At 73.3% G+C, this 11,119-nt stretch carries 13 protein-coding genes; 6 read left to right on the plus strand and 7 right to left on the minus strand.

Annotated elements, in window-relative coordinates; translation table 11 throughout:
• Positions 1-184 precede the first annotated feature (184 nt).
• The gene (gene hutU, locus E1289_RS32710) at positions 185-1,837 is read right to left on the minus strand and encodes a urocanate hydratase (protein ID WP_131987193.1); all 1,653 of its coding nucleotides are present in this window, start codon (positions 1,835-1,837) and stop codon (positions 185-187) included.
• A gap of 26 nt (positions 1,838-1,863) precedes the next feature.
• Positions 1,864-3,408 (minus strand): histidine ammonia-lyase, encoded by a 1,545-nt coding sequence (hutH, locus tag E1289_RS32715; protein WP_131987213.1) that lies wholly within the window; start codon positions 3,406-3,408, stop codon positions 1,864-1,866.
• 103 nt (positions 3,409-3,511) lie between these two features.
• Between hutH and E1289_RS32720 the strand changes: the two genes are divergently transcribed.
• The gene (locus E1289_RS32720) at positions 3,512-4,273 is read left to right on the plus strand and encodes an IclR family transcriptional regulator (protein ID WP_131987195.1); all 762 of its coding nucleotides are present in this window, start codon (positions 3,512-3,514) and stop codon (positions 4,271-4,273) included.
• Between the two features lie 12 nt (positions 4,274-4,285).
• On the opposite strand, the gene E1289_RS32725 is transcribed toward E1289_RS32720, so the two are convergent.
• Both E1289_RS32725 and E1289_RS32730 read right to left on the minus strand, forming a co-directional pair.
• Positions 4,286-5,080 carry an SDR family oxidoreductase gene (locus E1289_RS32725; protein WP_131987197.1) on the minus strand — a complete coding sequence of 265 codons (795 nt, stop codon included), beginning with the start codon at positions 5,078-5,080 and terminating at the stop codon, positions 4,286-4,288.
• Between the two features lie 117 nt (positions 5,081-5,197).
• Positions 5,198-5,758: a TetR/AcrR family transcriptional regulator gene (locus tag E1289_RS32730; protein WP_131987199.1), complete on the minus strand. Its 561-nt coding sequence runs from the start codon at positions 5,756-5,758 to the stop codon at positions 5,198-5,200.
• A gap of 113 nt (positions 5,759-5,871) precedes the next feature.
• Between E1289_RS32730 and E1289_RS32735 the strand changes: the two genes are divergently transcribed.
• From E1289_RS32735 to E1289_RS32745, 3 genes are all read left to right on the plus strand, one after another.
• The gene (locus E1289_RS32735; protein ID WP_131987201.1) at positions 5,872-6,909 is read left to right on the plus strand and encodes an aldo/keto reductase; all 1,038 of its coding nucleotides are present in this window, start codon (positions 5,872-5,874) and stop codon (positions 6,907-6,909) included.
• 105 nt (positions 6,910-7,014) lie between these two features.
• A complete protein-coding gene (locus tag E1289_RS32740; protein ID WP_131987203.1) occupies positions 7,015-7,644 on the plus strand; it encodes an ATP-dependent Clp protease proteolytic subunit in 630 nt (209 codons plus the stop codon).
• Positions 7,641-8,243, plus strand: coding sequence for an ATP-dependent Clp protease proteolytic subunit (locus E1289_RS32745; protein WP_131987205.1), 603 nt, complete (start codon positions 7,641-7,643; stop codon positions 8,241-8,243). The genes E1289_RS32740 and E1289_RS32745 overlap by 4 nt, the downstream gene beginning before the upstream one ends.
• Positions 8,244-8,263: 20 nt before the next feature.
• Here the strand turns inward: E1289_RS32745 and E1289_RS32750 are convergent, their stop codons facing one another.
• Positions 8,264-8,611 (minus strand): helix-turn-helix transcriptional regulator, encoded by a 348-nt coding sequence (locus E1289_RS32750; protein ID WP_131987207.1) that lies wholly within the window; start codon positions 8,609-8,611, stop codon positions 8,264-8,266.
• A gap of 65 nt (positions 8,612-8,676) precedes the next feature.
• Positions 8,677-9,147, minus strand: a complete 471-nt coding sequence (locus E1289_RS32755) for a DUF6194 family protein (RefSeq protein ID WP_347813607.1) — start codon at positions 9,145-9,147, stop codon at positions 8,677-8,679.
• Between the two features lie 39 nt (positions 9,148-9,186).
• Between E1289_RS32755 and E1289_RS32760 the strand changes: the two genes are divergently transcribed.
• A complete protein-coding gene (locus tag E1289_RS32760; protein WP_131987209.1) occupies positions 9,187-9,918 on the plus strand; it encodes a MerR family transcriptional regulator in 732 nt (243 codons plus the stop codon).
• A 120-nt stretch (positions 9,919-10,038) separates the two neighbouring features.
• Complete coding sequence (locus E1289_RS32765; protein ID WP_131987211.1) at positions 10,039-10,758, plus strand: hypothetical protein; 720 nt, start codon at positions 10,039-10,041, stop codon at positions 10,756-10,758.
• A gap of 59 nt (positions 10,759-10,817) precedes the next feature.
• Here the strand turns inward: E1289_RS32765 and E1289_RS38575 are convergent, their stop codons facing one another.
• Positions 10,818-10,982, minus strand: a complete 165-nt coding sequence (locus tag E1289_RS38575; protein ID WP_165970704.1) for a hypothetical protein — start codon at positions 10,980-10,982, stop codon at positions 10,818-10,820.
• Positions 10,983-11,119: the final 137 nt, after the last annotated feature.

Genomic DNA, 11,119 nt, shown 5'->3' on the forward strand with positions numbered 1-11,119 from the left:
CATGTTGCCGTTGGCGTCGTGCTCCGCGGCCAGGTCGCGGCGGCGCGCCTCGTCCAGGAACCAGGCGCGGCACTCCAGCTCGTGCGGGGTCCACGCGAACCGGTGGTAGCCGCCGGTCGCCTCGTCCCTGCCGACGGGCAGCAGCGCCGCCCACATCTCCTCGAAGCTCATGTCCCCTCGATGGTCATGGGGCCATCGGAACACGGACGCCGCGCTCGGCGGCGACCTCCGCGGCCCGGTCGTACCCCGCGTCGACGTGCCGCATCACACCGGTGCCGGGGTCGTTGGTCAGCACGCGCCGGAGCTTCTCCGCGGCGAGGGCCGTCCCGTCCGCGACGCAGACCTGCCCCGCGTGGATGGACCGGCCGATCCCGACGCCGCCGCCGTGGTGGACGGACACCCATGTCGCCCCGGACGAGACGTTCAGCATCGCGTTCAGCAGCGGCCAGTCGGCGATCGCGTCCGAGCCGTCCGCCATGCCCTCGGTCTCCCGGTACGGGCTGGCGACGGACCCGCAGTCGAGGTGGTCGCGCCCGAGGACGATCGGCGCGCTGATCTCGCCGCGCGCCACCAGGTCGTTGAACGCCTCCCCGGCCCGGTCGCGCTCGCCGTAGCCGAGCCAGCAGATCCGGGACGGCAGGCCCTGGAAGCGCACCCGCTCCCCCGCCATCCTGATCCAGCGGGCCAGCGGCTCGTTGTCCGGGAACAGGTCGAGGATCGCCCGGTCGGTGCGGGCGATGTCGCGCGGGTCGCCCGACAGCGCCGCCCACCGGAACGGGCCCTTGCCCTCGCAGAACAGCGGCCGGATGTAGGCGGGGACGAATCCGGGGAAGTCGAACGCCCGCGCGTACCCGGCGAGCTGCGCCTCGCCCCGGATGGAGTTGCCGTAGTCGAAGACCTCGGCGCCCGCGTCCTGGAAGCCGACCATCGCCTCGACGTGCGCGGCCATCGACGTGCGGGCCTTCTCGATGAACGCGGCCGGGTCCTTGTCGCGCTCGGCGGCCATGTCCTCGAACGCGATGCCGAGCGGGAGGTAGGCGAGCGGGTCGTGGGCGCTGGTCTGGTCGGTGACGACGTCGATCGGCGCGCCGCGGCGCAGCAGTTCGGGGACGATCTCGGCGGCGTTCCCGAGCACCGCGATCGACAGCGGCCGCCGGGCCGCCTTCGCCTCCTCGGCGAGCCGCAGCGCCTCGTCCAGCGAGCCGGCCCGGACGTCGCAGTACCGGTGCTCGACGCGCCGCTCGATGCGGGACGGGTCGCACTCGACGCAGATCGCGACCCCGCCGTTCATCGTCACGGCGAGGGGCTGCGCGCCGCCCATCCCGCCGAGCCCGGCGGTGAGCGTGATCGTCCCCGCGAGGGTGCCGCCGAAGCGCTTCCCGGCGACGGCGGCGAACGTCTCGTAGGTGCCCTGCAGGATGCCCTGGGTGCCGATGTAGATCCACGACCCGGCGGTCATCTGGCCGAACATCGTGAGGCCGAGCGACTCCAGGCGGCGGAACTCCTCCCACGTCGCCCACTGCGGCACGAGGTTGGAGTTCGCGATCAGCACCCGGGGCGCCCACTCGTGCGTCCGGAAGATCCCGACGGGCTTGCCGGACTGGACGAGCAGCGTCTCGTCCCCCTCCAGGTCGGTCAGCGAGCGGATGATGCCGTCGAAGGCGTCCCAGCTGCGGGCCGCCCTCCCCGAGCCGCCGTAGACGACGAGCTCGTCGGGATGCTCGGCGACCTCCGGGTCGAGGTTGTTCTGGATCATGCGCAGGGCCGCCTCCTGCGGCCAGCCCTTGGCGGTGAGGTCGGTGCCGCGCGGCGCGCGGACGGGACGGGGACCGGACATCTGCGGACTCCTTAGGAGAGGGCCGGTTAGGAGAGGGAGCCGGTGACGGCCTCGGCGGCGGCGACCAGGGAGCCGTCCCGGACCAGCTCGGTCGCGGCGGCGATCTCGGGCGCGAGGTAGCGGTCGGGGCCGGGCGGCGGGACGGCCTCCCGCAGCCGCGCGACGACGGCGGCGGTCGCCGGGCCGGGACGCAGCGGGGTGCGCAGGTCCAGCGCCCGCGCGGCGGTGAGGATCTCGATGGCGATCACCTGCGCCAGCCCGTCGACCGACCGGCGCAGCTTGCGGGCCGCGTTCCAGCCCATCGACACGTGGTCCTCCTGCATGGCCGAGCTCGGGATGGAGTCGGCGCTGGCCGGGGCGGCGCGGCGCTTCAGGTCCGACACGATCGCGGCCTGCGTGTACTGGGCGATCATGTGGCCGGAGTCGACGCCGGGGTCGTCGGCGAGGAACGCGGGCAGCCCGGACGAGCGGCCCTTGTCGAGCATCCGGTCGGTGCGCCGCTCCGACATCGACGCGACGTCGGCGGCGGGCACCGCGAGGAAGTCCAGCACGTACGCGACGGGCGCGCCGTGGAAGTTGCCGTTGGACTCGACCCGGCCGTCCGGCAGCACCACGGGGTTGTCGATGGCGGACGCCAGCTCCCGTCCCGCGACGAGTTCGGCGTGCGCGACCGTGTCCCTGGCGGCGCCGTTCACCTGGGGCGCGCAGCGCAGCGAGTACGCGTCCTGGACGCGGGTGCAGTCGGGCCCGCGGTGCGACTCCATGATCTCCGAGGCGCCCAGCAGCGCCCGCAGGTTCGCGGCCGACGCGGCCTGGCCCGGGTGGGGACGCAGGTCCTGCAGGTCGGCGGCGAAGACCCGGTCGGTGCCGAGCAGCGCCTCGACCGTCATCGCGGCGGCGACGTCGGCCGCGGTGAGGAGCCGGCGCAGGTCGTGGACGGCCAGGACGAGCATGCCGAGCATGCCGTCCGTGCCGTTCAGGAGGGCGAGCCCCTCCTTCGCGCCGAGCGTGACCGGTGCGATCCCGGCCTCCGCCAGGGCGTCCGCCGCCGGCCGCAGCTCGCCGGCGGCGTCCCGGACCGACCCTTCGCCGATCAGCGCCAGCGCCACGTGCGCCAGCGGGGCGAGGTCCCCGGAGCAGCCGAGGCTGCCGTGTTCGAAGACCTGCGGCGTGATGCCGGCGTTGAGCAGCGCGGCGAGCGTCCGCGCCGTCGCCGGCTGCACCCCGGTCCGCCCCGTGGCGAGCGTGCGCAGCCTGAGCAGCATCAGCGCCCGGACGACCTCCCGCTCCACCTCGGGACCGGACCCGGCCGCGTGCGACCGGACGATGTTGAGCTGCAGCCGCGCCCGCAGCTCCGGGGCGATGTGCCGGGTGGCGAGCGCCCCGAACCCCGTCGACACCCCGTAGACCGGCGTCGGGCGGGCGGCCAGCTCCTCGACATGGGCGCGCGACTCGCCGATGAGCTTGAGCGCCGCGTCCGTCAACGAGACCGCGGCGCCGCCCCGCGCCACCGCCACCACCTGCTCGAACGCCAGCGCCTCGGGCCCGACCTCGATGATCTCGTCCGCCATGTCGATGCTCATACCCACCATTGGAGCGTCCCCGGCGCCGCCGCGGGAGGGGCGGCGCCCGGCGGCTGTCTCGGATACGAGACGATTGCGGGATAATGCGGCCATGAGCCAGGTTCCGGCCGCCCGCCGCGCCCTGGCGGTGCTGCGCCTGCTGGCCGCGGCACCCGGCCCGCTCCCCGCCTCGGCGATCGCGCGCTCCCTCGGACTGCCCCGTTCCAGCACGTACCACCTCCTGGCGGCGATGGCCGAGGACGGCTTCGTCACCGCCATTCCGGAGGAGCACCGCTGGGGCCTGGGCGTCGCCGCCTTCGAGATCGGGTCCGCCTACCTCCGCCACGAGCCCCTGGAGCGCCTGGCCCGCCCCCTCCTCCGCCGCCTGGTGGACCGCGTGGGTGAGATCGTCCAGCTCGGCGTCCTGCACGGCGCCGAGACGCTCTACCTGCTGAAGGAGCAGCCGCCCGGCCACCCCACGCTGGTCACCGACGTGGGCGTCCGCATGCCGGCCCACCTCACGGCGAGCGGCCGCTCGATGCTCGCCCACCTGCCTCCGGCGCAGGTCCGCGCCCTCTTCCCCGGCCGGTTCGTCGACCGCACCGGCCGGGGGCCCGCGTCGCTGCGCGAACTGCGCCGCATCCTCGCCGAGGACGCGCGCCGGGGGTGGGCGGTGGAGGACGGCCACATCACCGAGGGCTTCGCCAGCATCGCCGCCTGCGCCTTCGACCACACGGCCCACCCCACGGCGGCGATCACCGTGACGTTCCGCCGCGCGGCCCACCCGCCCGGGACCTGGCCCGCCCTGGCGAGCCCGATCCGCGACACGGCCACCGCCCTGACCACGCGCCTGGCCGGCCGGGCGCCGGGCTGAGCCGGGCAGGGGTCACAGTCCGTACCGGGAGAGGACGTCGCGTTTGCGGCCCGTGAGGAACTTCCGCGTCATCCGGCCCGGGGTGAGCCACTTGATGGCATCGCCGTTCTTCCCGGCGGCCAGCATCCTGTCGACCAGGTAGGGCGCGACGTCGTCGACGTGGTCGCAGAGGATGTTGAGGATCTTCCGCTGGTCCCGCACCTGCTCCGGTGCCGCGGCGGCCTCCCGGAGCCAGCCCTCGGTGATGAGCATCCCGGGGCTGACCTGCCCGACCCGGACGTCCGTCCCGGCGACCTCCTTGACCAGCGCGCGGGTGAACGAGTCCAGGCCGCGTTTGGTGGCCGAGTACACGCCCATCCCCGGGCGGATCCGGCCGTCGCTGCCGCCGCCCAGGATGTTGAAGACCTGGCCCCCCGTGCCCCGCATGCCGCGAACCGCGACCTGGCAGCCGTACACGGTCCCCAGCATGTTCGTGGTCACCATCGTCCGGACATCGCGCGCGGGCGTCTCCACGATCGGGCGGGTGGTGTTGGCGACACCGGCGTTGTTGATCCAGAGGTCGACGCCGCCGAGTGCTTCCACGGCGGCGTCCCACAGCTTCTCGACCTGCGCGGGGTCGGTGACGTCCACGGCGAGTCCGTGCACGGTGGCCTCCCCGGTGGCTTCGGGCTCCAGCCGCTCGACGGCGTCGTCCACGGCCGCCTGGGTGCGTCCCGAGACGACCACGCCGTGGCCGCGGCGCAGCAGCTCGCGTGCGAGCGCGAAACCGATCCCCTTGGTGCTTCCGGTGACGACTGCCTTCCGCATGGCCACTCCCGGGTAAGCCGGGCCTTACGCCCGGACGGCGTTGATCGTACGCAGGCCCCGGCGCCCGACCACAGACCCAATCCGGCACCGCCCAGGCCCGACCCGGCCGGCCGCCGCCTACGCGCCCGCGGGCGGACGCAGGCCGTCGAGCACGGCCCGGATGATCGGGTCGAGGTAGGCGGTGTCGCCGTTGATCCCTCCCATGGCGACGATCATGTCGAGGATCTGCTCCAGCGCGAGGTCACGGCGGATCTCCCCGGCCTCCTGGGCGGCGGCGAGGAGCCCGCCCCCGGCGGCGAGCACCCTGGCGCGGCTCCGGCCGAACACGGGGTCGTCGCCGTCGACGTGGGTGAGCAGTTCGGCGGCGATGGGCCGCTTGCCCGCGGTGAAGACGAGGAAGCGGTGCAGCCAGGCCGTGAACACCGCCCCGGGCGTCTCCCCCTCGATCGTCTCGGCGGCCGCGCAGACGGCGTCGACCTCGTCCTGGTAGAGGGCTTCCAGGAGCTCCAGCCGGCTGGCGAAGTTGCGGTAGAGCGTGGCCATGCCGACGCCCGCGCGCCGGGAGATCTCGGCCATGGAGATGTCGTGGCCGGAGCCGGCGAACGCCTCCCGGGCCACCGCGAGGATCTTCTCGCGGTTGCGCTGGGCGTCGGCACGTCGGGTGGGTGATGCGGACACGGGCTTCCCAAACGGATAGGTTATCCGATACAGTACCGGAGAGGTTGTTCGTTTACGCGGCTCAGCGTATCCCACCCGTCCGCCGCGACCCGCGGCATTTCGAGGAGTTCCCCATGGACCACCGCCCCCTCGGGCGCACCGGCGTCTCCGTCAGCCCGTTCTGCCTGGGCACGATGATGTTCGGCGCCTTCGGCAACCCCGACCACGAGGCCGCGGTCAAGATCGTTCACCGCGCGCTGGACGCCGGGATCAACTTCGTCGACACGGCCGACTTCTACTCCGCCGGCGAGTCCGAGCGGATCGTGGGCAAGGCCCTCGCCGGCGGGCGGCGCGACGACGTCGTCCTCGCCACGAAGGCCGGGCTGCCGTTCGGCGACGACCCCAACCGGCGCGGGACGTCGCGCCGCTGGATCACCCGCGCGGTCGAGGGTTCGCTGCGCCGGCTGGGCACCGACTGGATCGACCTCTTCCAGATCCACCGCCTCGACCCGGCCGTCGACGTGGACGAGACCCTCGGCGTCCTGTCCGACCTCGTCCACGCCGGGAAGATCCGGATGTTCGGCACGTCGACGGCCGCCGCCTCCGAGATCGTCGAGGCGCACTGGACCGCCGAGCGCCGCGGCCGCGAGCGCATCCGCACCGAGCAGCCCCCGTACAGCATCCTGGCCCGCGCCGCCGAGTACGACGTGCTGCCGACCTGCCTGCGGCACGGCATGGGCGTCCTGACCTACAGCCCGCTCGCCGGCGGCTGGCTGACGGGCAGGTACCGCAAGGGCCGGGCCATCGAGCCGCCGGGTTCGGTGGCGCGCCGGGAGGGCTTCGCCGCCATGTACGACGCGACGTCCCGGGCGAACGCGGCCAAGCTCGACGCCGCGGAGGCCCTCGCGGTGCTCGCCGAGGAGGCCGGGCTGTCGCTCGTGCAACTGGCGCTCGCGTTCGTCACCCGCCATCCGGCGGTCACGTCCGCGATCGTCGGCCCCCGCACGATGGACCACCTCGACTCGTACCTGACGGCCGGCGACGTCGAACTGCCCGCCGACGTCCTCGACCGCATCGACGAGATCGTCCCGCCCGGCCACACCGTCAACATCGCCGACAACATGTGGGGCACGAGCACGACGGCCCTGCAACCCGCGTCCCGCCGCCGCTGAGCGCGGCCCCCGTTCTGCCACGCCGCTTCGGCACGCTGCTCTGAGCGGATCCGCCCCAGGCGGATAGGGCGTGAACCACCGCGGACGCCGCCGCATAGTCGAGGCATGAGCGAGGAACAGAAGATCCCGTTGTTCAACGAACGAGTGCGGCGCGAGCTGTACCAGCAGCGCGTCCTCGTGCTCGACGGCGCGCTCGACGACGACAACGGCACCCTGCTTGCCACCCAGCTGATCACGCTGGCGCGGGAGGACGCGTCCACCGACATCGCGCTGTGGATCCACTCCCACGGCGGGTCGGTGCCGTCGATGCTCGCGATCCGCGACGTGATGCGGCTCGTCCCCTGCGACGTGTCCACGCTGGTGCTCGGCGTCGCCTACAGCGCGGGCCAGTTCCTGCTGTCGTCGGGGACCCGCGGAAAGCGCCGCGCGATGCCGCACGCCCGCGTGCTGATGCACCAGGGCTCCGCCGGCATCGCCGGCGCGGCCGTCGACATCGAACTGCAGGCCAACGACCTGCGCCACACCCGCGACACCGTCCTCGGGCTCATCGCCGAGGACACCGGGCAGCCGCTGGAGCGCGTCTTCGAGGACTCGCTGCACGACCGCTGGTTCACGGCGCGGGAGGCGCTGGACTACGGGTTCATCGACTCGGTCGTCACCTCGCTGGACGAGGTCGTGCCCGCCGACCGCCGGCGCGTCGGGCTCGGCGTCCCCTCGGAAGGAGCCTCCCGGTGAGCAGCTACACGATCCCGAACGTGATCGCGCAGCACCCCCGCGGTGAGCGGATCATGGACGTCTACTCCCACCTGCTCACCGAGCGGATCATCTACCTCGGCACCGCCATCGACGCGGGCGTCGCCAACGCCCTCGTCGCGCAGCTGCTGCATCTGGAGTCCGACAGCCCCGACACCGACATCCAGCTCTACATCAACTGCGAGGGCGGGGACCCGAGCGCGATGCTCGCGGTGTACGACACCCTGCGCTTCATCCGGTCGCCGGTGGCGACGACGTGCGTGGGGCAGGCGGTCGCCGTCGGCGCGGTGCTCCTCGCGGCGGGCGCCCCCGGCAAGCGCGCCGCGCTCCCCCACACCCGCGTGGTGCTGCACCAGCCGATGGGGCAGAGCCGCGGCGCGATCCCGGACCTGATCCTGCAGGCGGACGAGGTCGTCCGCGTCCGCGCGGACATCGAGCGGATCCTGTCCCGGCACACCGGGCAGGACACCGCGACACTGCGCACCGACACCGACCGGGACCGGGTCTTCACCGCGCAGGCGGCGCTGGACTACGGCCTCGTCGACCATGTCCTGGAGGAGCGGCAGCCGCTCCCCGCGTAGGCACGCCGCCGCCGCGCGGGTCAGGCCGCCAGCGCGTAGGCGGTCGGGCCCGCCGGGGCGCCGGCCGGCGCACCGAGGAGGGTCGTCGTGACCGCGAGCGTCAGGTCGGCGAGCGTCACGTCCAGGGCGCCGGCGACCGCGGCGATCATCTCGCTCGACGGCTCCTTGATCCCGCGCTCCATCTCGGAGAGGTACTGCGGGGAGACCCCGGCACGGCGGGCGGTCTCGACCAGGATCTCGCCGCGCTCGGTGCGCAGGCGCCGCAGGCATTCGCCGAGCGCCTCGCGCCACAGCGGCTCCTGGCCGGGGCCGCCCCGCTCGGGCGGCGTCTCGTCGGCGGGCATCAACGGTCGGGCGATCTCAGCCATGCCTCATCGTAAATCGGCCGTCCCGCCAAGTCCCGACCATTCCGCCCACCGCAGAACGGCCACGGCTACGGCACCCCGCCGGCGCGGCGGGCGGCGCGGTGCCGCGCGTTCTCGTGGGCCTCGCTCAGCAGGGCGACCACGGCGGGTGCGGTCCGTTCGCCCGGGTTGACGACGGCGATCCAGCCGAGCGCCCCGTAGACCGGGTGCGGGAGGATCACGTCGGCCGCGCCGAAGTCGCGCGAACCGGGTCCGCCGCTCGGATCCTCGCCCGTGAGCTCGGTGTACCGGGCTCGGCCGACGTGGATGTTGACCCGCCACCGCCCGGCCGGACCGAGGCCGGACAGGGCGTCGCCGGGATGGTCCTTGGTCACGATGGTGGCGTAGGGCTGCGCCCGCGCCGGGATCGTGCCGTCGGGGGCGTAGTAGAAGAAGTGGTCGCCCCACGCGGTCTCGGGAGATCCGTCGCCTTCCGTGGGCGCGAGTTCGCGGACGCCGTCGAAGGCACGGATCGTCTCCAGCAGTTCCTCCATACTCATGCTTGAAGTATGAAGTTGAAGTGCTGATGGAGGGTTGGCGTGGGCCGAGGGCTCAGCACGGCCGCGGTCTCGGCGGCCTCGGGCTACTCCGTGCAGCAGATCCGCGACCTTGAGGCGCTGGGCGTCATCACGCGGGCGCCCCGGGCGGCGAACGGGTACCGGCGGTTCTCCCGGCTGCACGTGCGGGAGCTGCGGGCGTACCGCGAACTCGCCACCGCCGTGGGGCCCGTCCGCGCCCGCCACGCCATGCGCGAGATCCGCGTACTGCCGCGCGGCCGGGCGGCCGCCCTGGTGAACTCGTTCCACGTCGCCCTCGACCGGGAGCGGGACGCCGCGCTCGCCGCGCGGCAAGCGCTGGAGATGATCCGCGCGGAGGCGGCGGCCGACGCGGAACCGGCCGGCGCGGACTCGATGACGATCACCGAGCTGGCCGGGGCGCTCGGCGTCCGCGCCTCCACGCTCCGGTTCTGGGAGAAGGCGGGGCTCGTCCGGCCGGAGCGGGTCACGGGACGGGCGGGCGCCGCGCGGCGCTATCCGCTCCCCGCCATCCGCGAAGCCCGGATCACCGCGGCGCTCAGGGCGGCCGGGTACCGCATCCCCGACGTCCGGGAGACGATGGCGGCCGTCCGCCACCTGCACGACCTGGACGACCCGCTCAAGGCACTGGACTCCCACGTCGAAACGATCACCAGGCGCACACTCGCCCTCCTGAGGGCGGGCACGGACCTCGCCGACATCATCGCCGGCCCACGGGACCAGCCGGTCCGCTAGCGGCATCGACCGAAGACGGTCCGCACATCGACCTTGGTCGATCAGGCATCGCCCAGGGGCTGTCGTGGGCGCTGCCTCTGAAACGCGACACTTCACGTGAAAGCGAGGAGGAGCACGGAAGTGAGCAAGCCGTTCGAGGAGCACGACCGGCCCGCGGTGCTGCGCGAGCCGGTCTGGAGTACGGCGGCCGTCTATGTCGTCGCCGCGTCGCTGGGGGCGGGCGCCGGCTGGCTCCTTGGCCTCCTGGCCGAGTGGCTGGTGTCGCTGCCCTACGCGCCGATGAAGGGTCCGGCCCGGCTGGTGGACATGATCCCCGGCGCGGTGCTGCCCGTCCTGGGCGCCCTGGCGGGGCTGGTGGTGGGACTCATCGCGCAGTACGAGCAACTGGTGATCCGCCTCTATGAAGATCATGTCGTGCTCACCCGCAAGGGGCATGAGCAGCGGCTCTCCCGCGATGAGATCGCCCTCGTCTGCCGGGACGGCGGCCGGCTGGTCGTGCTCGGCGTCGGAGGCGGCGAACTCGCCCGCGTCGAATGCGGGCTGAACTTCGGCCGCGTCGCCGAGACCGTCACCGAGCACGGCTACCGGTGGGCGGACGCCGACCCGTACAAGGACGACTTCCGCCTCTGGGTGCCCGACCTCCCCGGCCTGTCGCAAGGAGCGAACGCCCTCCTCAAAGCCCGGCAGACCTCACTGAAGGACGGCAACGAGGACGACGCCCAGGTACTCCGCGAGGAACTGGCCGGCCTGGGCATCGTGGTGAAAGACGAGAAGCGACGCCAGTACGTCAGGACCCCGGGGCAAGTGCCGCTGAGGAAGAACGAGAGACCCGGGCCGTAGTTCGCCCGCCATGCCGGCAGGTGGCGCGGCGGCCCCTCTCCGGGGGCGGGCCGCTGCGGTCAGCCGGCGGCGATCTTCTTGTAGCCGATCCAGAACTGGGAGACGTCGTCCGCGGCGGCGGGTGAGGCGGCGCCGGCCATCGTCAGGCCCACCGCGGCGGCACCCGTTCCGGCCAGTGCGAGCATCCGCTGCCTTGTCAGGATCTTCCGCTTCGTTTCACGCATCCCCGTGGTTCCTAATCAGTTCTGGGAGTCGCCATCCGGCAGACTCCGGGTTGGTGGCCAGCCGGTAGGTGAGCACTCGTGGTTCCTGGACGTTGAGTCCTGATGAAAGATCGTGCCCCTGCCGGTGTGCCGGGAGA

Source organism: Actinomadura sp. 6K520, assembly GCF_004349245.1.
Taxonomy (GTDB): domain Bacteria; phylum Actinomycetota; class Actinomycetes; order Streptosporangiales; family Streptosporangiaceae; genus Spirillospora.

What these genes read in the sequence shown, in the direction of transcription:
- E1289_RS38575 (WP_165970704.1), bottom strand. Translation starts at nt 10,982, where the DNA reads ATGCGTGAAACGAAGCGGAAGATCCTGACAAGGCAGCGGATGCTCGCA.
- E1289_RS32750 (WP_131987207.1), bottom strand. Translation starts at nt 8,611, where the DNA reads ATGGCTGAGATCGCCCGACCGTTGATGCCCGCCGACGAGACGCCGCCC.
- E1289_RS32720 (WP_131987195.1), top strand. Translation starts at nt 3,512, where the DNA reads ATGAGCCAGGTTCCGGCCGCCCGCCGCGCCCTGGCGGTGCTGCGCCTG.
- E1289_RS32755 (WP_347813607.1), bottom strand. Translation starts at nt 9,147, where the DNA reads ATGAGTATGGAGGAACTGCTGGAGACGATCCGTGCCTTCGACGGCGTC.
- hutH (WP_131987213.1), bottom strand. Translation starts at nt 3,408, where the DNA reads ATGGCGGACGAGATCATCGAGGTCGGGCCCGAGGCGCTGGCGTTCGAG.
- E1289_RS32735 (WP_131987201.1), top strand. Translation starts at nt 5,872, where the DNA reads ATGGACCACCGCCCCCTCGGGCGCACCGGCGTCTCCGTCAGCCCGTTC.
- E1289_RS32740 (WP_131987203.1), top strand. Translation starts at nt 7,015, where the DNA reads ATGAGCGAGGAACAGAAGATCCCGTTGTTCAACGAACGAGTGCGGCGC.
- hutU (WP_131987193.1), bottom strand. Translation starts at nt 1,837, where the DNA reads ATGTCCGGTCCCCGTCCCGTCCGCGCGCCGCGCGGCACCGACCTCACC.
- E1289_RS32725 (WP_131987197.1), bottom strand. Translation starts at nt 5,080, where the DNA reads ATGCGGAAGGCAGTCGTCACCGGAAGCACCAAGGGGATCGGTTTCGCG.